A 24,345-nucleotide genomic window follows, 5' to 3' on the forward strand; every position below is an offset into this window, starting at 1 on the left:
AAATCCGAAACCCGTCAGATCAGGACCGCCGCTTCCATGGCAGGTCGTCCTGGTATGGCAGTTTAGGGCCCTGAGACTTCTCTGTCTGCCCAGGGTAACATCGGTGCAGACTGTGTCGGTGGTATGAACTCCAACGACAGCCACGAAGTCTCCCAGTTGAACGAACTCAAGATCGATCTTGACGCAATCGCTGTCATTGCCCACTACAAGGGTAACAGTGACATCATCATGGATGAACAGATGCCTATCTTTGGAGGCTACGCCGGCGGTGTTGAGGAAACAGCCATTGTCGATGTTGCAACCCACCTGAACTCTATGGTAATGAGCAGTGCCAGCTGGCACCTTGATGGTCCAGTGCACATCCGCTGGGGATCCACCAACACTCGTGAGACCCTTATGATCGCAGGTTGGACATGTGCCACCATTTCCGAGTTCACAGACCTTATGTCCGGTAACCAGTACTATCCATGTGCCGGTCCATGCACCGAGATGTGCCTGCTTGAGGCTGCAGCCCAGTCTATGACCGATACTGCATCCGGTCGTGAGATCCTGTCCGGTGTTGCAGCCGCAAAGGGTGTTATCACTGACAAGACAACCGGTATGGAAGCACGTATGATGGGAGAAGTCGCACGTGCAACTGCTGGTATGGATATCAATACTGTCAACCAGATTCTGGATAAACTTGTAGCAAGCTATGAAGGCGATTATGCCAACGCACCTGCAGGCAAGACGTTCCAGGAATGCTATGATGTTGCAACCGTTACACCGACCGAGGAATACGTCAAGGTCTATGACGGTGCAAAAAAGAAACTCGAAGACCTGGGTCTGGTATTCTGAGTGTGAAAGAGCCATTTTTATGGCTCTTTTTTTAGTAGAGATATAAAAACAAATAGGAGGCATCCGAATGACCTGGACTATAATTAACGGCGTCATTTACCTGGTATGTTTCGCCATGATCGGCTGGATGTTGCTTGATGCAATGAAGGTAGCGAAAAAATAATGGGGGAATATTGAATGACAGATGAAACTACTAAAGATCCCTTGGAAGAATCCACCGGCCTTGTCAAGACACTAAGACCATACCATGTATGGGCACTTGGTGTCGGGATTGTGCTTGTGGGTGAATATATGGGATGGAACTTTACAGTTGCCAAAGGTGGTATATTGGGTTCCCTTTTGGCATTACTTGTTGCCGGTACAATGTATCTGATGGTTTCTCTATGTGCAAGTGAACTAGGTGCATCTACCAAACTTGCGGGAGGACCTTATGACTGGGCACGATTATTTGTAGGTCCCGGTGCAGCGGCACTGGTGGGACTTGCTGTTTATATGGAATACATCGCTCTGGAAGCCGCAGATGCCATTGTTGTGGCATCAATTGCAGAATCAATTTTCCCGGAGATACAGGTATTCCCGGTCACGCTTTTAGTGATCACGTTCTTGACATTTATGAATTACAGAGGGGTTGTGGCAGCGCTCAACCTTAATTTCGCACTGACATTTACTGCATTCATTGCAATTCTTGTATTCTTTGCTATGAGTGTTACAGGTTTTGCAGGTGTATGGAATCCGGGTAACTTAATATCCGGTGCTATTCCAAATGGCTTTATAGGAATTTTCGCTGCATTGCAATTTGGTCCCTGGTTCTATCTGGGTATAGAAGGAGCGGCTATGAGTGCTGAAGAATGTAAACATCCTTCCAGGGCAGTTCCGCTGGGTCAACAGGCGGGGATGATCACTCTTTTGCTTGCAGCCGGTATGACACTGTATGTATGTTCTGGTCTTATACCAACAGACCAGCTTGGTGTATCTGTCTATCCACTTTATGAGGCAGCCACTAACAGCGGTGTACAATTGCTCGTAGTACTTCTTGCAATAGGTACTCTCTTTACATGTCTTGCAAGTGCCAACGGTACTATCTGTGACTCGTCCAGATCATGGTATGCCCTATCAAGGGACCAATTCCTTACACCATGGTTCTCTGCTGTACATCCAAAGTATAATACGCCTTACAGGGCTGTTATTTTCACTATGCCAATTGCTATTGCATTTGCATTCAGTGGTTTCTTGGATCAGGTTATCACATTCTCGATAACATCAGGACTTGTGTGCTATGTTATGATTCCATTCTCCCTGATTCGTTTCAGGAAGATGTTCCCACAACACAGCAACAAAGTGCGTCCATTCGTTGGTCCGTTGCAACCCTGGCTTGCATACTTCACAATATTCCTGGCACTTGTGATTATGTCAACCCTGCAGTGGGGATACAGGTATAATCTGATATTTGGCCTGTTGTTCTATGCGATTGCATATTTCTATTTCAACCGGAGATATCGGAGTTTAGAAGTTAGCCATGACTGGGGCGAAGAGATGGGCTGGCCCGACCCTGTGAGGACATAAGGAGGTGATGATCTTGGAAGATAAACAAAAAGAGGAAAATGTTGATACTAGAAGATACATGAGCAAACTGCGGCAGGACGCTCTTGTTGTGGTGGCTTTGATGGGTATTTTGTTCTTCTCAGAGTCATTCATCTTCTATACCATAATTACTACTGTATGGGATAGCACGCCTGAACTTTCGGGTATATTCCCGGTTTATGTGCTGTTCTTACTGCTGGTACTGGGTATAGGAACCGCTGCATGTCTAAGGGTGTATAGTTCTATAAAGGAACACATGTACACATTCAGGTATTATGACTAAGGAGGATTAAGTATGGCAGTTACTAGCAGGGGAAAAGAAAGAAGTGCTTTCATGCAGATATTTGACATCTTGTTTATTTTTATAGTGGCAGGTATCTGTGTTGTATTGCCTGTTGTCCTGCAAGGTACCGTCCTTGTAGGCTGGGGGGAGTCAGGAGGCATGAAATTTATCTGGGACCCGGTGTCTTATTTCAGCCTGGTTGCTGTAATTCTGGTGTTCTTTGGAGTGGTGCTTTTCCACTCGGTTAAGAATTACAGGTTCTGAAGTTGTCAGCATTTCTGGCAACTTATTTTTTAATTAATGGGTAGGTGATACGATGACTGATAATATTAACCGTTTAAAAGATAAGGATAATCCAACGGAGACTGAAAAGAAACATATACCGGTAATCGAAGGGCCGTCAATGATGACAGCAGGAGGTACCTATGAAGTAACGGTTTCTGTAGGAATTGAACCACATGTAATGGAAGATGGTCACTACATCGAATGGGTAGACCTCTATCTTGCGGATCAGAAGATAGGCAGGGTGGATCTTGGGCCATCTGCAGAAAAAGCAGAAGCCACATTTAATGTAACTCCCAATGAGGAGCTAATTGGTGCAAAAGAGTTTGAGGTCTGTCACATAAGGGGTGTAAATGTTTGTGGAGATTGTGGTCTGACTTCTGTGATTACAGATTTTAAAGCAATTGAAAGTTGTAATGTCCATGGCCTTTGGGAATCTTCCATGGAAGTGGAAGTCATGTCCTCAAAACAAAAACCAGGCAAAAAATGCAGCTGGAAAGCTTGATAATCTATATTTGGAATTAAGATACCGGTCTTGCCGGTACTTTTTTTTTATTTTATTGCAACAAAAAACAAATGGCTATTTAAAAATTTACTTCATATATTTTTTCTATAAATTAGTAAACAGAGGAATAATCATGAAATCCGGGGGCATATTGGTAGTTGAGGATGAAATGATCGTTGCAATGGGCATAAAACTCAAACTGGAAGAGATGGGTTATACTGTTTGTGGAATTGTGGCAGATGGGCAAACTGCTATAAATATGGCATCACATTTGAAACCTGATTTGATTTTGATGGATATTGTTCTCAAAGGCAATATAGACGGAATTGAAGCTGCCAAAGTAATCAAACAGAAATTGGCTCCTCATTTTATTTTCCTTACCGGTATCTCTGACAAAGCCATTTTGAAGCGTGTCCATGAACTAAAACCAGTGGGAACTATAATGAAACCCTTTGATGACTCACAGCTGCGTAATATGATAGAAGAGGCTTTGTCTGAAAATCAATCCTCTTCAGAGACATTGGATTTTTCTGATTCTTGTGCTTTGTCAGGATGAAAGAACAAATCGAACCCTGTATGCAAAATTGTTATATTTTTTGTAATCATATACCTATGTCCTGATACGTGCTCATAAACTCTTGAGTGTCTTAAATGAAACCAAAATCCGATCAAAGTAGATACATTATCCTTGGCAGTATTGATGGAGTACTGGCAGTACTTGGTGTTGTCATTGGTGCTTCGAATGTCTCTTCTAACCCTGATCTCATAATAAATGCTGCTCTGGGAGGTGCGCTTGCTCTTGCAATGACCAATGGGCTTGGTTCTTATCTTGCAGAAAGTGCGGTAGAATATGGCCATCTTGCTGATCTTGAAAAACCTCTCTTACGCAATCTTGAATCTACAAGTCTTGAAAAAGAAACACGCAATAAAATATTATATGATACTCTAGCACATGGCGGTTCCAGTCTCATTGGTTCTCTTGTGCCGATATTGCCGTTTGTATTTCTGGAAAATTATGCACTGGAGGTCTCAGTTGTATTAAGTATAATTGTCTTGGCTGCTCTTGGAATGTTTTCCGGCAAAATAGCCCGGCAGAACCTGATACTACATTCTGTCCGAATGGTTGGGCTTGGAATACTTGTTGTAATTGTTGTAACTGCTTTTGGACTTACATGAGAGGGATGAGGGTAAAATGAAAGACATAACCTATAGTAACATTCTGGTGCCAATTGATGAAACGAAACTTTCTAAAAAAGTGATAGATAATGCATTGCATCTTGCTTCTATGGAGAATGGGCGCATTATTGTAATTTATGTGGAAGAGCCAAACAACTTAAAATCATTGCCGGATGAGTTTCATGAAAAACTTGCCGATCTGGTTATTAAGAATATAGAAGCCAATCTGGAATATGCGGCAAAGCAATCTGAAATACATGGCATAGAGTTCCATAGCCGGGTTGTTAGAGGCAAGGATCCGGGTCGTGAAATTATCAATATCGCAAAGGAAAACAAGGTTGATCTTACTGTAATGGGGACAGAATCATTGCGTAGCAATCCTTTTGGAAGCCTCACAAGATGGTTAATTGCTGCCGATATAGGACCGGTTCTTGTTATTACTGCAGGTGACTGAAAAATTTTAATCGGTTAAGTTTTATATTCTCTATTAACCATATTGCGCTGATCCCAAAAATGCAGCAATATACTTTACCTCTTTTTATAGTAGGTCTGATCCTTATTACAAAAGGTGCTGACTGGTTTACTGAGTCTGCAGTTTCTATATCCCAAAAAAGTGGCATTCCTAAAATGATTATAGGAGCGACTATTGTTAGTTTCGCAACGACTGCACCGGAATTTGCTGTTTCTGCATATGCTGCCTATCTGGGTCATACAGGTCTGACAGTTGGTAACGCTGTAGGCTCTGCTATATGCAATGCTGGCCTGATCCTTGGAGGCGTAATAGTCTTACGCTCGATTCCTGTAGAGGATTCCTCTTTTTTGAAAAGGGGTGCATTTATGATTGTATCGGCTTTGCTGCTGATTGTAGTATCCATTGACGGCATGCTCACACCTGTTGATGGTATACTTTTACTGATAGTTTTTGTTGCTTTTCTTTATTACAATTACAGACTTCAATCGATGCTCTTTGGGACAAATGAAGAAGTTAATGAAGAACTCGGCGAAGTATCCGATTCTATTTCAAAAGATGTGGTTTTTTTTGTTCTTGGTGCTGCTCTTGTGGTGGGTGGCAGTCGTATCCTGATTGATTCCGGTACTGACATTGCTATGTGGCTTGGTGTTCCCGAGATGATAATCGGATTGACCCTTGTAGCATTTGGGACATCTCTTCCTGAACTGATAACTGCTATTTCAGCTACTCGTAAAGGACATAATGACCTGGCAGTCGGTAACATACTTGGGGCAAATACGATGGACATAGCACTTATATTGGGTGCTTCTTCCCTTATCAGTGAACTTCCGATACAGGACCAATCCCTATACTATGATTTTCCTGCAATGTTGTTAATTATGGGTATGATTGTATTTTTTGGATTGACAGGTCGCAAGCTTGCACGCTGGGAGGGAGCTATTATCTTAGCCACTTATATTGCATACATTGTAGGCCTTTTCTTTTTCTATATGTAATCAATAAGGGCTTTGTAGAAATCCTTAACCAGACTAAAAAAACAATGTTGAAATGCTGAAGTTAGAGAAAGGATTTTTACAAATCCAAAATAAAGATATATTTTTATTTTAACGAATCAATCTTATCGTTATGACAATGAACGAAACTAATCAAAAAAGAATGGAAAATATTGCCCATGTGTTATCTGAAGTTTCAAACCTGAATATGACTGATATGTTTATCCTGTTGGCTTTGTTGAAGAATAGCAAGATCACGAATTCAGAACTGGCGAAGATACTGGATTTCAAAGATGGTAACTCTGCTGCCTATCACACACGCAGTATGCAGAAAGAAGGCTTGATAGATAAGTATACTATCATTCCCAATTGGAAACGTGCTGGGTTGCCAACTGAATTCATTATACTAGCAGATGCTGATGGATATGTTACTGTAATGCTTTACAAGGATTATCCTAACATAAAAGAAGAAGACATTGCGGGAATAACAAAAATTATTCGAAACAATGCAGTAAAAGTAGGCATAAAAGATGTACCAATCATTTTTACACTTGATGAACATATAAAACCTGCCACGGGCGACTGGCCAGCTTTGCCTTCATATTCTTTAAAATATCGCCCTATTATAGGAGGTATTGCAATGACAACAACCAATGGAACTATTGGACAGGTTGGAAGCGTTGGATTTGCTGCAGAAAGAGACTCTGACAACCAGAAAGGATATGTCACCGCTGGACATGTTAGTTTCTGGTCTTCAGGAATACAGGCATACCAGCCTCTTCCAGGAGTTGGTAACGAGTCAGGAACTTCTTCCCTTATTGGAAGTGACTCCGATGTTGCATTCGTTCCTTACGATAATGTGGTTGGAAAGATTCACGTAGGAGGAGGCTACACTATTGATGTAGATGGATATTACTCAGGTGGTATAACATCCATGTACTTGCAAAGATCAGGTTGTGTGAGCGGTGTAGAACTTGGTGACTATGAGGCAGTTTTAACTGGAGTAACCATTCGTGGACAGTACATGGACAAAGTTGAAGTTATGGATAATGAATGTCAACAGGGAGACAGTGGTGGACCAGTATACTACACATACTATGGTCGCAACAAGGTTGTAGGCATCATCTCTGCATATGGAACATATAATAATGCGGATGTTACATTCTATATACCATGCAGTGAAGTGACATCAAAGTTGGATGTTACACCTCTTGAAGCATGATTCTGAAGAGGTTAACTATCACGTGTAACTTCATTTAAAGGCACATTTCGTGCCTTTATCTTTTTGGAGAATAAATATGTACAAAATTATTGTCACACTTTCAATGTTGTTAATTCTTTTTACTAATATGGGGTCTGCAAATTTTGATGATATTGAATATGTAGATTATTATACAGATGAAAGGGCATTATCAGTTTATCTTGGATTAAAAAATGAGAAGATCTCAAGTTTCACAAATCCTGCTAGTAACATCTATGATCCAAATGTCATCAAAGTATACGGTGAGCTCCCAGAGATTGAAAATACTGGCCAGTTAGTTTCATATATCTATACTTTGAGAGATATAAGAGCTAATTCTTATGATAAAATTGGTCCCGATTTCTATCCTGAAGGAGATGTTGTGCTTTATGGATACAATACAGCAACCGGTTATTTTGCAATTGATCTTTACAGGAATGATAATAATACAACGTATTCTGATGAAGAAATAGAGAAGATATACAATATTATAAAAGAAGAAGCAGACAAGAATGGGATAGAAAACATACCAGTTGTTTTTAGGCTTACAAACAATATTGATGCGGTTGGTTACTATGATGTGAATTTTGGATCCCTGGATGAGACTTTAGAAGATAATAAAGAAGCTAACATCAGCGATTCTAAGGACACTGGAGAAGATCGATCCACACCTGGATTTGGAACATTTTTATGTCTAATGATGTTAGCGTTTGTATTCTATAAAGATCGTTTATTGTAATATTATAATGAAATAACGAATCGCTGTTGATGCTGGGAGGTGAATTCCACGTGGGGAAGTGGAAATTCACATACTTCCAGGAGGAAGCAGCATATACTTGATTAAATAAAATCGGGCAGGTTCAAGCTTGTTGGAATCAGCTCGGTTTAAACTAAATAAGCAATTGCTTAAATAATAAAATTCACATCAATATTACTAAATGATACTGCCAACTGCCCAATCCATAAAGCAGCAAAGGATAGAGCTAGGACTTACACAGAGCGGCCTGGCAAAAAGAGCCGGTGTCAGCCAGCCCCTTATAGCAAGAATAGAGTCGGGTGATGTTGATCCTAGGTTATCTACATTGAGAAAAATATTTGATGCTTTTGACCAATCTGAAAAAGAAAAGATATGTGTCAGGAACATCATGCATACCCTTGTGGTTTTTGTATCTTCCGATGAGTCGGTGGACCATGCAGTCAGTATCATGCAGGAGCATGGTTATTCTCAGGTTCCTGTGATTGACAATGGTGTGCCTGTAGGCAGTATTTCAGAGGACACGTTTGTCAAGTCAATGGCTGAGAAAAAAACCGCCGTGATATCTAAAATGAAAGTAGGCGATATGATGGGTGAATCTTTTCCAGCAGTTTCTCCGGAGGCTGATATTGGTATTGTATCGACACTGCTGGAACGCTATCCTGCTGTCCTTGTGCTTGAAAAAGGAGTTGCTATCGGATTTATCACCAAACACGACATAATTAAGTTGCTACACGGTTAATATTGTTTATTCTGACTGTTTAACTACAGTTAAATATTAGCGCTACATTAGGTGTGGATTAGTTAAAAAAACTATTAGAGGAAAGTCTATGGACCTTGAAGATAATTTATTAATGATGCCGGGCCCGGTGCCAGTACCACCCAGGGTTCTCAGGGCAATGTCCAAACCGATGATCAATCATCGTGGAGCACAATTTTCTGGAATATATGATGATTGTCGTCGTATTCTTGCTGACGTTTTCAAGACAGAAAATGATATTTTTGTGTTAAGTGGTTCAGGTACCGCTTCTATGGAAGCTGCTGTAGGTTGTATCGCAGACAAAGATGACAGGATAATCTCCATTGAGAATGGTAAATTCGGGGAGCGTTTCAAAGATCTTGCATCCAGATACGGTTCTGTCGTTCCCCTGGAATTTGAATGGGGTTCTTCAGTGGACCTGGATATGCTTGAAGCACAACTTCAGGAAGGAGCAAAGGCCGTTACCATGGTTCACAACGAAACATCAGCAGGTATCCTGAATCCTGCCGAACAGGTTGGCAAACTGGCAAAGAAATATGGGGCCCTATTTATAATGGATGGCGTAACCTCCCTGGGCGGAGATAATGTATTTGTTGATGATTGGGGAGTTGATGTAGCAGTGGTTGGTTCCCAGAAATGTATTGGTGCACCACCAGGCCTTTCAATGCTTTCTGTAAGTGAAGCTGCCTTTGACGCAATGGAAAAAGAAAACCTTCCTTATTATCTTGATCTCAAAGCCTGCAAAAAGAGTGCTGACAAGGAAAAAACACAAACTCCTTACACACCTGCGATCCCCCTATTCTACGCCCTGCAGGAATCCCTTCATATAATTGAAGAAGAGGGAATGGATGCCAGGATAGCAAGGCACCATAAGGGTGCAGCTGCTGTGCGTGCTGCTATGGATGCTATGGGTATCGAGATGTTCCCACAGCTCAGTGAATACAGTGCATATTCCAACACTGTCTCGGCAATGAAGGCACCGGCGGGTATGGACAGTGAAACCCTTAAAAAAGAAATGATGAAATCCGGAATTACAATTGCAGGCGGACAGGCCCACCTTAAGGGCAAGATTTTCCGTATTGGAAGTATGGCCAATGTAAGTTACAGGGATATTCTCAGTACTCTCCAGCAGATTGAAGTAGTATTCAAGAAGAATGGAGTGGTTTCAGAACTGGGTCCTGCAACAGAAGCTGCAATTGAAGTATTGTATAAATGAGATAGTATGAAAACCATAGGTATTGTAGACACGACGTTTGCACGTTTTGATATGGGCAGTGCTGCTGTGGATGAGATCAAGCAGCATGTTTCAGCCCGTATAATTCGGATCACAGTTCCGGGTATAAAAGACCTGCCGGTGGCTTCTAAAAAGCTTATCGATGAGCAGGGCTGTGAAATAGTTATGGCCCTTGGAATGCCCGGTGCTGCTCAAAAAGATAAAATGTGTGCACATGAGGCTTCCACGGGTATCATTCAGGCCCAGCTTATGACAAACACACATATAATAGAAGTTTTTGTTCACGAAGATGAAGGCAAGGATGAAAAGGAGCTTGCTTTTCTTATGGAGAACCGGGCCCGTGAGCATGCTCTTAATGTCGTGGATCTTCTCTTTAAGCCTGAGAAACTTGTAAAACAGGCAGGTACGGGCCAGAGGCAGGGTTTTGAGGATGTAGGAAGCCTGCGTGGATGAGAGTTTGATTTTATAATTTATAAGTATGATTAGGAAGCAAAATCTGCATTGGAGAACAATATAATGACAATCAGACTGGGATTTGTGGTAGCGGAGTTTAACAGGGATCTTACCTACCAGATGGAATTGCTTGGTATAGAACATGCGAAATTCCTGGGCGCGGAAGTGACAGATACCATTCTTGTGCCCGGTGTTTACGATATGCCGCTCGCAATCAAGAAACTTTGCGAAAAAGATGACATTGATGCAGTTGTAACCATTGGTTCGGTGATAGAAGGTGCAACAGGTCACGATGATATCGTGGTCCAGCATGCCTCAAGAAAGATTACCGACCTTTCTCTGGAATACAACAAGCCTGTCACTCTGGGCATTGCAGGTCCCGGTATGAGTCGCATGGAGGCTCATCAGAGGGTCGATTATGCCAAGAGGGCTGTAGAGGCTGCGGTAAAACTTATCAGGCGTCTCTAAATAATTCATAGGGGCTACTAATGGCATCTTCAAGATTGGCCCGAGTGGCTGAATCCCCGACAATCCGTATAGCAAATATAGCAAATAAGCTCAAGCATGATGGCATTGATGTAATTAGTTTCAGTCTGGGTGAACCGGATTTTGATACACCCAGACACATCAGTGATGCTGCATGCAAGGCGCTTTATAGCGGAGAAACTCATTATTCTCCATCCCCGGGTATCAAACCGCTGCGCGAAGCTATAGCCAAAAAACTACAAACAGAGAACAATCTGAATTTGGATGCATCCAATGTGATGGTTACACCGGGAGCCAAACAGGCAATCTTCGAAGTTATGATGTCTGTACTTGATGATGGCGATGAGGCTATCCTGTTCGATCCTGCCTGGGTTTCCTATGAACCATGCATCAAATTTGCAGGAGCAAACCCCAAATGGGTGCCTACAGACCCGGAAAATGGCTTTCTTCCTTATGATATTGGAGATCACATTACAGATAAAACTCGTCTGATAGTTGTCAATTCCCCCTGCAATCCCACGGGTGGTGTATTTGGCAAGGACAAATTAAAAGAAATAGCAGACCTTGCCATTGATCATAATCTGCTGGTTCTCTCCGATGAGATCTATGAGAAGATACTTTATGATGAAAAACACTACAGTATCGGTGCTATGGAAGGGATGCAGGACCGCACTATTACTGTAAATGGCTTTTCCAAATCATATGCGATGACAGGCTGGAGGTTAGGATATGTCGCTGCCAATGAAGCTTTCCTCCATGATTTCCAGAAAATCCAGTCACATTCTGTCAGCAGTGCTACAACGTTTGCTCAATATGGTGCCATTGAGGCACTGGAAGGTGACCAGCAACCTGTTGAGGACATGGTAGCCGAATTCAGGCAACGTCGCGATATCCTTGTAGATGGGTTGAATGATATTGGTATACATTGCAGCCGTCCCAGGGGTGCATTCTATGCATTTGCGGATGTAAGCGAGTATGGGAATGGTGAAGAGATTGCTGAGAAATTACTTTCAGATGCCCACGTTGCTGCTACTCCCGGTTCGGCTTTTGGCCCAAGTGGTAACAATTTCGTGAGGCTTTCATATGCTATTTCACAGGAAAGGATAAGAGAAGCTCTTGAAAGGATTGAGAATTGCCTTTTATAATTCTGTTCTCTTTCTTTCCAGGATTCTTTTTATAATTCTGCCACTGCTGCAAAGCGGACATTGCCGGGGCTTTCCCAGACGAACTACCTTTGTCTTGAATCCTCTTTTTTGAAGTTTATCTTCAAGTTCTTTTTCACCGAATACCTGGTCGTGCCCCAGTACGATGATATCCGGTTGTACTTCTTCGAGGGGTTTGAACATATCTTCTTCGCTTCCCAGAAGGGCATGGTCCACAACCTTTAAAGCTTTAACCATTTCAAGCCGCTGTTTTTCAGGAACTATGGGTTTAGGTTTATGTTCAATTGTTGAGTCCCGTGCAACAAGGACATATAATTCATTGCCATACTTCCGGGCCTGGTCCAGATAGTAGAGATGGCCCGGGTGTAGTATATCAAAGGTTCCTGTTGCAAGTATGCGTGTCAATTCATCACCTGATTTATTGTCCGCTAATGAATAGGAATTACCTTTAATAACTTTATGGAAAAGAACCGGATACTTTAGGTTCAATATAATTCCTTTTTGAAATTACTGTAGCACTGCTTTAAAGTGTTAAGGTTTGCCGGTACATGCAGTATATCAAAGTCAAATAAATCAGCGAACTCATCGACCTTTTGGTGGAAATCCTCTTCGTAATTAATTCCTGTGTCGACCTTTGCTACGTGCTTGTAACCAACTTCATTAAAGACATATCTCGATGTTTCAATGTCGTTTTTATCTTTGCCAAACCCAGAAGAAACCAGCATATCCCTCCAGTTGGCTGCCCACATGGGTGTCAGGAAAAAAGCCCCTTCCCCTTTGAAACTCTTAAGAGTGTCGAGATATTCCTGTCTGCCTCCAAGTACGGCACCGATACAGTCATCAATTGTTTCCCCGTTATTTTCTCTTAGTATTCCCACCGGACAGGGATGATCGGCAAAATCCTGTTCTATATTTGAGAGTACGTTGCCACACAATCCGTAGAAAAGCAATATACCGTCAGATATGGGTGTCAATCTCTTGGTATTTGTGTATACCTCATCCTTGAGTTTCTTTGGGGTTGCATGCAGGGCAAATTCAAGTATCTGGATAACTATATTGAATTGATTATCTGACAATGGGTTATTCAGCAAATTCACCATTGTTTTTGTTTCAACATCCACTCCTGCTTTGTTGAGTTTGTTCTTTATACCATAAGATTCATCATTTTCGATTATAATCACATTATCTACCGAATTGTCCTCTTTTATGAGATATGCTATCTCATCTTCGAACATTCTGCAGGCTATTATTGTTAGGGTTGGCAGGTTAAATCACCTGTATAAAAGAGAAAAGGGAAGGGATTTTAAGATTGTGCCTTTTGGCCTTATCTTTTGATGCATCCCCTGTAACATTTGTCGAGGTGTTCTTCTGGCATTGGCTTGGTAGCAAGGCTTACTACTACGGCGGTAATGGCTGCAATTGGTGTGGCAACAAGGATTGGATCCACAACGGTCCAGGTGCCGGTGAGCAGGGTTTCCGTTCCGAAAATAGCCTGTGATATTCCCAGGGGAGCCGCTTCCTTTGCATGGACAAAGGTCAGCCAGAAAAGGCTGCTGAATGTTCCTGCAAGAAGACTTGCAATCGCTCCTTCCCTTGTCATACGCGGCCAGAACAGCGCTCCTGCATAGGCGGGCAGGAAGGCAGCTGCACACAGGCCAAAGAAAATAGCTGTGCCACGGGCAATAATGCTGATTGGCAGCATGTAGGCAAGGATGACACTCAATATGATTGTAACAGCGATTCCCAGTCTGGTTACGGATATGGTCTTTCCGGATTTACCACCCTTGAGGAATTCTTTATAAAAATCATGGCCAATAGCAGTTCCCATTGTGTGATATTGGGAACTGAGAGTTGACATAGCAGCTGCCAGCAGGGTTACCATGAAAATTGCAACGAAAAGGTCTGGTGTGGCACTGTTTATGTATTCCGGGATGATGCGGTCCATATTACCTCCTGCCACATCCAATGCAATCTGGCCTTGCGTATCGAGGAAATACACATTGGAAAGGGCACCCACGATATAGGCAACTCCTGCCATCATGAGGATAAAAGGCCCGCCGGCAAATACTGCCCTGTTGAGGGATTTCTTGCTATCTACTGTCATGAATCGCACGGCCAGCTGGGGCTGTGCCAGTACACCGATTCCCACGCCAAGTATAATTGTAGATACCATTGTCCACCATATCGGTGTGCCAAGTGCAGGCATTGATGTCCATCCAGTATGTCCGCCTGCAGCTAAACCTGCAGGTACCATTGATGACATGTCTGTGAGAGCCTGGTGGGCTTCCGTGACTCCACCGAGGTTAACATAGGTCAATATGAGCAGTACAGTCATACCTCCAAGCATCAGGGTTCCCTGCATGGCGTCTGTGTACATAACTGCCAGTAAACCTCCTGTAATCACATAGGCTGCAACAATAATAGTGAGGATAAATACGGCCACGTCATAATTTATTCCCAGGGATGTTTCCATGAACCTGGCTCCTCCGATAAGTACGATCCCTGCATAAAGGGGCATGAATACACCGATCAAGGCACCTGAAAAACCCTGTATGAATTTTGAGTTGAAACGTTTGCCTAGAAGATCGGGGAATGTGACAGCTCCCAGGTTTACACCTATACGTCGTGTGCGTGATCCGAAAAGGACAAAGGCTACAAATATTCCAACCACGATGTTCATGAAGACGAGCCACAGGGTTCCCATGCCTAAAGTTGCGGAGACTCCTCCAAAACCAACGATTGCCGAGGTACTGATAAATGCTGCTCCGTAGGATAGGGCCAGTATGTACGGATGCACTTTCCGCCCCGCAAGCATGTAATCGTCAACTTCTTTTGTGCGCTTGTATGCAATCCATCCACAATAGAAGACTATCATCAGATAGACCAGAACGATTACACCAAGAACTACCGGGCTTACAGGCAATCCTCTTCCTCCTCTTCATTCCATTTTGCAATTCCATATGCCATGCAGGCAATGGCACTTATTATGCACAGAACATATGCACTCCATATGTAGGGGTCCTCTATGCCTAACATTTTTACACCTCTTTTATACTGGGGAATGTTAGCAAGTAACATACTTGAACTTTTCGAAAAGAGCAGGATAAACAGGGATCAAACAAACGGACCAAAAGGTATTTATCGAAAAATAACAGAAAAGTAGAATTAAGTATTACAATAGATGATTTTTGTAATACTATGTCTGTTTTGCAGACCTTAAAGGGCGTTGTTGTCAGACCACGCCTCCTTCTCTTCTTTTAGAGTTCAATTATCTCGGTTTCCTTTGTTACGGGATCCACCAGTGCAACAGTAGCTTTTCCGGTAAGTACTCCGGCAGTCTCCCCGGGATTTATCACCCGTGTATTGCCGATCATGTGGCTGCCTGCCTGGTGGGTATGTCCCCTGACAATCAGATCAAAATTACCGGATGCAGCAAGAGCCTCAATTTCTTCTTCATTGATTCCATGTAGCAGGGCAATATGCAAATCCTCGATATCCATTGTTCCAAAATCACCACATACGTTTGCTCCCTGTTTTACAAACCATTCTTTTATGGTGATTCTGTCTCCCTCATTATTTCCAAATACAAGGTGGAGAGGTGCCTTCAGTTCAGTGAATCCTTTTACATTGAAGGGTGATACGAGATCCCCGGCATGGAGCACAGCTGAGACCTGTTTTTCATTGAAGAACTTAACTGCTTTACGTATCATTTCCAGATTATCGTGGGAATCAGCCATTATTCCGATCATTTCTATATCTCCTGCTTTGTTTATGGTACTCTCGCATTAAGTACCCTATTGAAGCTACTGAAAGTTTCATCGTTAAAACATACAAATACTATCCTGTCAAAAACAGGCCGGTCATTCAGAAAATCGATTACTTCATTTATCGCTATTTCAGCTGCTCTGGGTATGGGAAAATGGTAGGCTCCGGTACTTATTGAGGGGAAGGCGATTGTTTTTATTCCTTTTTCTGCCGCCACCGTAAGGCAATTCCTGTAACATTTGGCCAGCATTCCGTCCTCGTCATTGTTTCCGCCGTGCCAGACAGGCCCCACTGTATGAATGACCCATTTTGCCGGCAGGTTATAGCCTTGTGTGATTTTTGCTTCACCAGTTGCACAACCGTTCAGTGTCCTGCACTCTTCCAGCAGTTTAGGTCCTGCAGCTTTGTGTATTGCTCCATCAACCCCTCCTCCTCCCAGCAGGGAATTATTGGCTGCATTCACGATGGCATCAACTTTCTGTTCGGTAATGCCGCCTTTAATTATCTTGATTATTTGTTTATCCATAATCTTTGGTCTTTTTTACGGGTTAATAATTGTTGTCACTTCAGAACAGGAAGTAATCAATCAGTAAGACTGAAGTGAAGAGTGATATCCCCAGTATGGCAAGTGGAATGGTATAGTTTGATACTACGGTTTTCACATCATCGCCCGTGGTTCTCTGGATCAGCCAGAAAAATGGATCTGTAACGTAGGAAAACACCATGGTGCCAGCTGAAATCATCAATATTAGAGGGATGGTTGCCACCTCTGAAACATAGGGGCTGTAGGCGAGTATGGATGATGTTATTATTGCAGTGACAGCCCTGGAGCCCTGCGCAGTCTGGATTATCGCGGCGAAAAGAAACGGGATGAAAAGAGCAGGTACTAGGTGTCCGATTAGATTATAGGTATTTTCTGCAAATGAGCTTGCAGCAATTACTCCTCCAAGTGCCCCCGCACCGCATAGGTCAAGTAATATAATACCTGCATTGCGGCTGCCTTTTTCAAAAACTATATCCAGGTTTTCCTTTTTTACCAGTAACAGGGAGAAACTGGCTGCAAGAATAATAGCAAGATTGATATCTGCCAGCAGGGAAGCTCCCGGCAAAAAATGGCCAATTGTCAGGAAAAAAATGGGCAGTATTAATGGAATCCATCCAATAGGTGACTTTTTTGCTGACAATTCTCTTTCTTCCCATGTGTCTTTGTGGCTGCCTCTTTTTGTAATAAGCAGGTATCCAAAAATAAAGAGAATTATGGATATGGTGATTGCAGCCAGGTTGAAGCCAGCATCAACATTAAAATTAAGATTTCTTGTAATACTGTATATAACAGGAAGCGGATACAGAAGGACAAAAGAAAGTGTGCTTGCGATTGCGGTTGCATAATAGCATTTCTTCCTGATTTCAGAGTTTACATTCAGGTTTTCAACAAGGGGTATCATTACCACATAAGCTGTCAGGCAGCACATGAGGGGTATGGATAACAGGTAACCTGCAATCGCTGATGTAAGGGTGGGCCGTGAGGATATTTTTTGCATATCTGAGACAATTCGCTGAGCAAAATTTTCCTGTCTTATTACCAGGGCAATCAATGACCCTGAAAAAATAGGAATTGCTAGAAGTGCAAAAACCCTGCCTGCACCCTGTGTAGCCATTGAGATTGCATTTTGCTGCATCCCACTGAAAATACCATAAAAAAGGGCTGCACCTGTCAGGACAAGGAAAGGGGGTAATCTAATCTTCCAGAGAAGAATTGTTATTAATACTATAGTTATCGTGAAAATCATTACGATATAGATTCAAATACCTCTAATTGTACTATATTTGAATTGATTGTATATATTATTTCTTATTATATGATTGAAAAAATAAAAATAGTTATTTTTGGAATTTAAATTCAATCGGCAACATACAGATTTTTATACTTTGTCAATTTATGTAAATAGGGTGTATCCTAATGGGATTGGCAGACAGAGATTATACAAAAAGGGATTCAAACGGAAATCTTACAACATCAAAAAACCATACTTATCAAAAATATAGTTATCATAAATCAGCTTCCAAATCGTCCACTATATCTTCTAAAGAACAATTTTCTAAATCATCTGGTAAGGATTATCCTATTTCAAATACTACTTTGGAACAAAAGAAATCTGAACTTGCAGCTGTTTTAAGTAACCCAGATATACCCAAAGATGAAAAAATAAGATTAAAACAAAAGTTAAAAGCTGATATTAAATACATCAAAATATCACTGGGGCATGAAACAAATATTGACGTCATAAATACTTCGACAAATGAATACAATTATTCATCTGATAAAACTACATTTTGCAAAAAACCAAAATCAGAATCGAAACCAAAACCCCTATCTGAAAAAATCACTTCCAAATTAGGTAACATATTCAAATCTATTAAAGGCAAAAGTTGAATATTGCATTGTTTGACAACATACTGATTTTATTGGGGGGAATTATGTCTTCAGGTAATAACAAAGAAAATAACAGTAAATGTTGGTATTGTGGCAAATCTCCCAAAGATACAAAATATTCTTATGAAACTGGTGGTGAAAAGAGAATAAATACGAAAGGATATGGAGACGTTTTTAAATGTAATCTTTGTGGATACTATTTTTGTGAGGAACACCACTTACCTGAAAAACATGATTGTTCTGGTTTGTTATTGAAAATGAAAATACGAAATAATAATGGTAAATTGGAATATTCCTATTCAAATCTGATGAAATCAGATTCTAAATCCAATCAAAATATCAAAGATAAAATTAAACTTTCAGGAAGAAAGAATTATCCAATAAATAGTAAATCAGATGAAGCTCGAATCAGTTATAGAAAACCAACTCCTATTACACAAAAAAATGAAATAGAGTATTTAAATAATCCATCATTAAGAAATTGGATTTTGAACAATATAATTCTTTTATTAATGGTTCTTGTAATTATAGGTGCAATTGTATATTATTTGTTTATATACTCTTAACATCAATATTTCATTAATTTTTTTTCTTTCATGCCGTTTTCTAATATATCACGAACGTATATTCCTTGTGGAGTATAGTTCACAATTGCAAATCCACATGCATAAATATGATATTCATTCAATTTATGTTTTATATGCCCCCGACTAAATTCCTCATTGTTTTTACTCAATATTTCAATATCACCCTTTTTAACCGCATTTTTACCTTTAACACGAACAGGTATCATATTACCCCATTTTTTAAAGAAATTCATATCTAAATATTCCCCATTATACTTTTTAGCTAACTTTTTACGTCTGTTTATTCTTTCTTCATTCTTCTTTTGGGTTTCAGATTTTTGAGTATTTGGTTGTTCTTTGGATTTGTTTTGAAGTTCGGAGACTTTCTTTGCATATTCTTCTATACGTTTCTGATGAGTCATTTGAAGTGAGAATTTTTCAGCTTCTAATTTTTTTATTTCCTTATCTTTTTCCATTAATTGCGATTCTAAATTTTCATCATCGGATTTTTCATTTCCATGACTATCATATTCATTACCAAAATCGTTAGGAGTATTCATATTGTTGGGAGGAGTGCCACTAAAATTGTTTCCTGTTCCGTTATTCAAATATGCAACACCATTGTTGCCATATTTTTCACGCATTCGTTTATCGTAATTGGATACAATCTGATTATGTAATGCGATTCGTTCTTCACGATACCCAAATGGGTTATCTATACAGGCATCTTTGCCCATTGGTGTCAATTGGTAGTATGATGGTCGTTTTCCGTACTTTATAATATATCCACGTTTTACATATCTCGATAAATGGCTTCTGAATGAACTATATTCTCCTTTATATTCAGAATATTCATACATATCTTTAGATGTCATATCCACATTGATTATAGGTTTCAATATTTCCTGTTTTGCGATACAATCTCGTTCATGACATTTACCATGTAATTTTTTCTTTTTCTTTGCGTTTGTATTATTTTCAAAATTTTCATTATTATTACTATTTTTTGGAATTTGAATTTTCATAATATCACCATTGATAATATTGTTTTCACTATAACGATTTCAACGATTTCACCTCTCAATTCCTGTGGGTAACCGAAGATGTAATGTATATATATAGATTACATCATTAATATATAATACTTTTTATTGAAATGTATTTGAAGAACAGATATATATTTATTCATAAATTGAAGAACAAATCGACATACATCATTTCAATGAATGGTGAACAATTCATTTCAGGTGTTTGAAAAATGGCAAAAATTATCAAACGTCATTTGTCGTTTATTACATCGACAAAATAATTGTGCAAAAATGAACATATTTATACAATACTTTCATCGGATATATACTTCTTGTTTGAATTATTATCACCTTTACTCAAAAGGTAAACTTTTACTGTCTGTTCGAAATGTATATATAGAAGTTGCGATATTGAGTAGTATGTATTATTCAATACGAATTATATTAATAAGATGATTTAAATGAAACAACGAATAACAATAACAGTCGATGAAGATATATTGCCAATTTTCGATGAGATGGCAAATGAAAGAATGATAGCTAAAAGTAGATTAATTAATCAATTAATTAAAAATGAGATAGACAAATGGAAAAATACGAGGTAACAATATGGAAAAAAAAGAAAAAAATGAAACGCCCTGTCAGACGCAACAGGAAAATATTAATGCCAATAATAAAAATAATAACAAATTATATAAAGATTTCGATACAAATGCAGATTTAACAAATAACAACGATAAAGATGAAATTGATAATCCACAAAAAGAGAAAATAATACAAACCATTTCAAAAGAATATAAAATTCCATTAGATACAATACGAGAAATATATAACATTGGTATTATAGAATTACAAAATGAAAATAAAGAATCAGAATATATCAGTAAAATAAAGGAAAAGTGTAAAGTTTCCGATGATGACGCAGAAGATATAATGGATATAATATCTACAAATGCACGAAATCCCGATGCTATTGAAAATTATAAACAGAACCGAGAGCTTGAAATCCATACTTCAGATGTTATATTTACAATCACGTATGTAAAAAATCAATACCATATTCAATTAATGGAAGATGGAAAAAAGTTAGGTATGAATTATTCTGCAAAAAAATCCTTACTTACATCTCATCCACAAAGAGATAAAGATATTATAAAATTGATACAGGATTTATTAAATATTGATAGGGAAAAGGCGAAACAATCCGTTGCAGAATTAAATCGCAAAATATCAAAAGAATACTTCAAAGCTGTTGATGAACTCAAAACCAATTATGAAAAATATATTGAAACAATAGAAGATGGAGATGAAGATGATGAAAATGAACCTGAAGCGTGGGAAAATGAAGACATAATCGATAAAGCTAATGATATTCTTAATAATGGTAATCCTTATGAATTTATACAAAAATCTACCGCAAAACACCACGCTGGTGATGAAGACTTAATAAAAATGTTAATTATTGCAAGGTCAAATCAATCAATACGAAACAGTAATGGGTTACAACCCACTATTAATGGCGATTCGGGTTCAGGAAAATCACATGCCACATTTACATTTATAAAACATATTCCAAAAAAATATGTAATAGAAGGTTCTTTTAGTGACAAATCCTTTTTTTATCTCGGTTTGAAACCCCCTATGGTTATCGTTAGTGATGATACTGAAATTAGTAATAGTATGGAAAATACATTAAAAAGGGCAATGTCAAATTTTCAAGAAAAAACTGAACATTATACTGTGAATACTGATAGAGAATCAGAAAAATTAATACTTCCTGAAAGGTCACTCTTTTTATTAAATTCTGTAGAAATGAAAGGAGGAGATGAACTACAAAATAGACAGACGAGCTTTGCTGCCGATAATAGTAAAAAACAGGATGAATCTGTCTTTAATATTCAACAAAGAAAGGCAATGTTAGGAGAGATACCCGACCTTGCAGATGATGAAAATGTATTGATATGTAGGGCAATGTTCGATATATATGCAAAGAATCTAGATATCGTAGTCATCCCCTTTGCCGATAAAATAAAGTGGAACGATAAGAAAAATAGGCGAAATTTCGATATGTTTTTAGATATGGTCAAAGGGTTCACAATGTTAAATTTTCGACAACGCAAAAAGAACAATTCTGGATATTATATAGCTACAATTGAAGATTTTAGAGAAGCCGAAAAAATATATCATAAAATTGCAGTAAGTCAAACAACTAAACTAACAAAGGCAGAAATAAAAATGGCAAATCGAATTTCAATTAATGGAAATGCAGGAATAACTGTAAATGAATTGACAAAATCTTTAAAAATATCAGATACAATGGTTAGAAAAAGATTAAATACACTTTTTGAAAAAACACAAATATATGAGGAAGAAGGTTCAAAAGGTACACATAATGAAAATACTAGCCATTATGTAAAATACAAAAAATATTATTTACCTAATTTTAATCCAAATAATATTGGTAAAATCGTATATTTAGAAGGAGATAATGTTGATGGATAATTATAGGTTACAAACCTATATTTTTTTATAAACTACCATTATAATATGTATGGGAACCCCTATACAACCCTATACAAATCCCCATATAACCCCCATATAACCCCTTCTTTTTTTGAATAACGGAGATACATTGACTATTTTTGCCAGATACACATAATAAGATAAAAAAACTACCATTATAATATGTATAATAATATGCATGAAAAAAATATAGACTTCACTCATATCTAATAGGGGTTGGATACCCCTTTATATTTTACAAAATATACTCTACTATTATTAATTATTTATTATATATATAAGGGTTTGATAAGGAGTTTGATAGACAGTTTGATAGGGGTTCGAGAGGTTATACTTATTTATTATTCAAATTATAACCAAAAATGGTAATTTAAGCGCATATTTGAATTATTATTACAAATATGCATCAAACTGCCTATAACCGTAATTATTTGTAAATTTGAGAGAATATGACAATCTAATAGTCATTTTATGTTCTTTATCTTCTCTAACTTATCCTGTTCTTCCCATTTATCTTTATATTTATACATTGTAGATGCAGGTATGTTCATAGTTCGTGCAATCTCAGCCCATGTCAAACCTTTCTTTCGATAATCCATAACCTTACGTTTATTTGGTTCTTTAGAGGGTCTTCCCCACGAATCATTTTCTTTCTTATGACGTTGAATACCGATTTTTATTCGTTCCTGCAAAATACGTTTCTCATTTTCTGCAACCCACCCAAATAATGAGATTAACAACTTCCTGTAATGTGAATCTCCAACTGTACTCCATGATTCAGATGGAGATAATGAAACCACTTTAATGCCCTTATCTTCAAAATCCATGATTAAATTCAATGTATCAATAAATGTTCTACCTAATCGTGAGATCTCAAAAAGATAAATGGTATCAATATCATTTTCCTCAATTAATTTTAACATCTGTTTGAATCCATGTCTTTTGGTAGCTGTTACAGAACCACTAACTCCTTCGTCAAAAAATATATTTTCGTCAGGGATTCCATTATTCTTTAACTGAATGATTTGTGTATCTATATTCTGTTCCTTCGTACTGGTTCTTGCATAACCAACTGATTTATTATATTTTATATCTTCCATAAAATATATTTTATGTTACATACTATATAAACATTTTTATTAGGGTGTTATGTAACATAATAGAGGTGTATTATGGAATGGGAATTTGCGAAAGGTAACAATAGTGAACAGTCTAAAACGAAAAATCTTTACACTCTACTCTACTGCCCCTCTTTTTTTAAACTCTCTAAATAAATTTTGTCGGACTATGCCTATAGTATAAGAGAGAAAAATCGTGGTTTGAGAAAGGTTTATATAATACGAAAATTTGAGATACAAACCAATCTTTAACTATTGAGTGAACATTACACATGATGTAATCTTTTACCAGTAGAACCCTCATATATCCTCATTTTTGGCATATTTTGGTATAAGAGGATATGTAACTCCTTTCAAACAAAATAGTTCCATATTGATAGGATATGAACTTTACAACATCAAATCTTTTTCTTACATCTTGTTGCAAATCGAAATTGAAGAGAATAGTACATGAACGTAATAACACTAATAGATTTGTTTGTGTTATTGATATTCAATCTTCCTTTCTACAAATTGTTAATATATTACCATCTTCCATCCATTGAAACTAATCGTCTATCCAGTCGCCAATCAGTAATATATATTCAACATTTACCTCATTACAGAAATACGATAATAAAGCTGCCAGTTTTGAATTTTCAATAGATTTGTCTGAAAACCTATTTTCAAATGTTATTTCGTTATTTATTTTCA

The 24,345-nt window shown here is 38.7% G+C and carries 28 protein-coding genes and 1 pseudogene; 20 read left to right on the forward strand and 9 right to left on the reverse strand.

Features of this window, described 5'->3' with window-relative positions; genetic code table 11:
• The 16 genes and pseudogenes from BKM01_RS04010 to BKM01_RS04085 form a co-directional block, all read left to right on the forward strand.
• A pseudogene (locus BKM01_RS04010) lies at window positions 1–837 on the forward strand (monomethylamine:corrinoid methyltransferase); the annotation flags it as partial.
• A 177-nt stretch (window positions 838–1,014) separates the two neighbouring features.
• The gene (locus BKM01_RS04015) at window positions 1,015–2,400 is read left to right on the forward strand and encodes an APC family permease (protein WP_072361283.1); all 1,386 of its coding nucleotides are present in this window, start codon (window positions 1,015–1,017) and stop codon (window positions 2,398–2,400) included.
• Between the two features lie 7 nt (window positions 2,401–2,407).
• The gene (locus tag BKM01_RS04020) at window positions 2,408–2,701 is read left to right on the forward strand and encodes a monomethylamine transporter (protein ID WP_072361278.1); all 294 of its coding nucleotides are present in this window, start codon (window positions 2,408–2,410) and stop codon (window positions 2,699–2,701) included.
• A 12-nt stretch (window positions 2,702–2,713) separates the two neighbouring features.
• Entirely contained in the window at window positions 2,714–2,965 is a 252-nt protein-coding gene (locus BKM01_RS04025) for a hypothetical protein (RefSeq protein ID WP_072361275.1), read from the forward strand.
• A 52-nt stretch (window positions 2,966–3,017) separates the two neighbouring features.
• Window positions 3,018–3,488 (forward strand): class II SORL domain-containing protein, encoded by a 471-nt coding sequence (locus tag BKM01_RS04030; RefSeq protein WP_072361272.1) that lies wholly within the window; start codon window positions 3,018–3,020, stop codon window positions 3,486–3,488.
• A gap of 133 nt (window positions 3,489–3,621) precedes the next feature.
• Window positions 3,622–4,044, forward strand: coding sequence for a response regulator (locus BKM01_RS04035; protein ID WP_072361269.1), 423 nt, complete (start codon window positions 3,622–3,624; stop codon window positions 4,042–4,044).
• A 95-nt stretch (window positions 4,045–4,139) separates the two neighbouring features.
• Window positions 4,140–4,664, forward strand: coding sequence for a VIT1/CCC1 transporter family protein (locus BKM01_RS04040; RefSeq protein WP_072361266.1), 525 nt, complete (start codon window positions 4,140–4,142; stop codon window positions 4,662–4,664).
• 16 nt (window positions 4,665–4,680) lie between these two features.
• Window positions 4,681–5,118, forward strand: coding sequence for a universal stress protein (locus BKM01_RS04045; protein WP_072361264.1), 438 nt, complete (start codon window positions 4,681–4,683; stop codon window positions 5,116–5,118).
• Between the two features lie 59 nt (window positions 5,119–5,177).
• Complete coding sequence (locus BKM01_RS04050) at window positions 5,178–6,131, forward strand: calcium/sodium antiporter (protein ID WP_072361261.1); 954 nt, start codon at window positions 5,178–5,180, stop codon at window positions 6,129–6,131.
• Window positions 6,132–6,261: 130 nt separating this feature from the next.
• A complete protein-coding gene (locus BKM01_RS04055; protein ID WP_072361258.1) occupies window positions 6,262–7,350 on the forward strand; it encodes a hypothetical protein in 1,089 nt (362 codons plus the stop codon).
• A 76-nt stretch (window positions 7,351–7,426) separates the two neighbouring features.
• On the forward strand, window positions 7,427–8,107 hold the full coding sequence (locus BKM01_RS04060) for a hypothetical protein (RefSeq protein WP_072361256.1): 681 nt from the start codon (window positions 7,427–7,429) through the stop codon (window positions 8,105–8,107).
• 199 nt (window positions 8,108–8,306) lie between these two features.
• Entirely contained in the window at window positions 8,307–8,864 is a 558-nt protein-coding gene (locus BKM01_RS04065; RefSeq protein WP_072361254.1) for a CBS domain-containing protein, read from the forward strand.
• An 88-nt stretch (window positions 8,865–8,952) separates the two neighbouring features.
• The gene (locus BKM01_RS04070) at window positions 8,953–10,098 is read left to right on the forward strand and encodes a pyridoxal-phosphate-dependent aminotransferase family protein (protein WP_072361252.1); all 1,146 of its coding nucleotides are present in this window, start codon (window positions 8,953–8,955) and stop codon (window positions 10,096–10,098) included.
• Window positions 10,099–10,104: 6 nt separating this feature from the next.
• Window positions 10,105–10,569, forward strand: a complete 465-nt coding sequence (ribC, locus tag BKM01_RS04075; RefSeq protein ID WP_072361250.1) for a riboflavin synthase — start codon at window positions 10,105–10,107, stop codon at window positions 10,567–10,569.
• Between the two features lie 63 nt (window positions 10,570–10,632).
• Window positions 10,633–11,037, forward strand: a complete 405-nt coding sequence (ribH, locus tag BKM01_RS04080; protein WP_072361247.1) for a 6,7-dimethyl-8-ribityllumazine synthase — start codon at window positions 10,633–10,635, stop codon at window positions 11,035–11,037.
• Window positions 11,038–11,057: 20 nt separating this feature from the next.
• The gene (locus BKM01_RS04085) at window positions 11,058–12,200 is read left to right on the forward strand and encodes a pyridoxal phosphate-dependent aminotransferase (protein ID WP_072361244.1); all 1,143 of its coding nucleotides are present in this window, start codon (window positions 11,058–11,060) and stop codon (window positions 12,198–12,200) included.
• Here the strand turns inward: BKM01_RS04085 and BKM01_RS04090 are convergent.
• The 7 genes from BKM01_RS04090 to BKM01_RS04115 all read right to left on the reverse strand — a co-directional run bounded on the left by BKM01_RS04090 (window position 12,195) and on the right by BKM01_RS04115 (window position 17,773).
• Window positions 12,195–12,623 carry an adenylyltransferase/cytidyltransferase family protein gene (locus BKM01_RS04090; RefSeq protein WP_084006336.1) on the reverse strand — a complete coding sequence of 143 codons (429 nt, stop codon included), beginning with the start codon at window positions 12,621–12,623 and terminating at the stop codon, window positions 12,195–12,197. The two genes, BKM01_RS04085 and BKM01_RS04090, sit on opposite strands and share 6 nt — an antisense overlap.
• Before the next feature lie 80 nt (window positions 12,624–12,703).
• Window positions 12,704–13,453, reverse strand: coding sequence for a DUF1638 domain-containing protein (locus tag BKM01_RS04095; RefSeq protein WP_084006334.1), 750 nt, complete (start codon window positions 13,451–13,453; stop codon window positions 12,704–12,706).
• An 89-nt stretch (window positions 13,454–13,542) separates the two neighbouring features.
• The gene (locus BKM01_RS04100; RefSeq protein WP_072361238.1) at window positions 13,543–15,141 is read right to left on the reverse strand and encodes a sodium:solute symporter family protein; all 1,599 of its coding nucleotides are present in this window, start codon (window positions 15,139–15,141) and stop codon (window positions 13,543–13,545) included.
• A complete protein-coding gene (locus BKM01_RS11130) occupies window positions 15,132–15,254 on the reverse strand; it encodes a symporter small accessory protein (RefSeq protein WP_013037568.1) in 123 nt (40 codons plus the stop codon). Before BKM01_RS11130 ends, BKM01_RS04100 begins: the two co-directional genes overlap by 10 nt.
• Before the next feature lie 221 nt (window positions 15,255–15,475).
• Complete coding sequence (locus tag BKM01_RS04105) at window positions 15,476–15,967, reverse strand: metallophosphoesterase (protein ID WP_072361235.1); 492 nt, start codon at window positions 15,965–15,967, stop codon at window positions 15,476–15,478.
• A 20-nt stretch (window positions 15,968–15,987) separates the two neighbouring features.
• Window positions 15,988–16,509, reverse strand: a complete 522-nt coding sequence (locus BKM01_RS04110; protein ID WP_072361232.1) for an O-acetyl-ADP-ribose deacetylase — start codon at window positions 16,507–16,509, stop codon at window positions 15,988–15,990.
• 40 nt (window positions 16,510–16,549) lie between these two features.
• Entirely contained in the window at window positions 16,550–17,773 is a 1,224-nt protein-coding gene (locus BKM01_RS04115) for a GntP family permease (RefSeq protein WP_072361229.1), read from the reverse strand.
• Between the two features lie 170 nt (window positions 17,774–17,943).
• Here BKM01_RS04115 and BKM01_RS04120 point away from each other — a divergent pair, with 170 nt between their 5' ends.
• On the forward strand, window positions 17,944–18,417 hold the full coding sequence (locus tag BKM01_RS04120; protein ID WP_072361226.1) for a hypothetical protein: 474 nt from the start codon (window positions 17,944–17,946) through the stop codon (window positions 18,415–18,417).
• 44 nt (window positions 18,418–18,461) lie between these two features.
• Window positions 18,462–18,983 (forward strand): AN1-type zinc finger domain-containing protein, encoded by a 522-nt coding sequence (locus BKM01_RS04125; RefSeq protein ID WP_072361224.1) that lies wholly within the window; start codon window positions 18,462–18,464, stop codon window positions 18,981–18,983.
• Between the two features lie 2 nt (window positions 18,984–18,985).
• Here the strand turns inward: BKM01_RS04125 and BKM01_RS04130 are convergent, their stop codons facing one another.
• Window positions 18,986–20,008, reverse strand: coding sequence for a hypothetical protein (locus BKM01_RS04130; RefSeq protein WP_072361222.1), 1,023 nt, complete (start codon window positions 20,006–20,008; stop codon window positions 18,986–18,988).
• A 464-nt stretch (window positions 20,009–20,472) separates the two neighbouring features.
• On the opposite strand from BKM01_RS04130, the gene BKM01_RS11240 reads away from it, so the two are divergent.
• On the forward strand, window positions 20,473–20,616 hold the full coding sequence (locus tag BKM01_RS11240) for a ribbon-helix-helix protein, CopG family (RefSeq protein WP_205781720.1): 144 nt from the start codon (window positions 20,473–20,475) through the stop codon (window positions 20,614–20,616).
• Window positions 20,617–20,620: 4 nt separating this feature from the next.
• Window positions 20,621–22,513: a hypothetical protein gene (locus BKM01_RS04135; RefSeq protein ID WP_072361219.1), complete on the forward strand. Its 1,893-nt coding sequence runs from the start codon at window positions 20,621–20,623 to the stop codon at window positions 22,511–22,513.
• Window positions 22,514–22,998: 485 nt separating this feature from the next.
• Here BKM01_RS04135 and BKM01_RS04140 read toward each other — a convergent pair whose 3' ends face one another.
• On the reverse strand, window positions 22,999–23,634 hold the full coding sequence (locus tag BKM01_RS04140; RefSeq protein ID WP_072361216.1) for a recombinase family protein: 636 nt from the start codon (window positions 23,632–23,634) through the stop codon (window positions 22,999–23,001).
• Between the last annotated feature and the right edge of the window lie 711 nt (window positions 23,635–24,345).

It is taken from the genome of Methanohalophilus portucalensis (genome assembly GCF_002761295.1).
Classification (GTDB): Archaea; Halobacteriota; Methanosarcinia; order Methanosarcinales; family Methanosarcinaceae; genus Methanohalophilus; species Methanohalophilus portucalensis.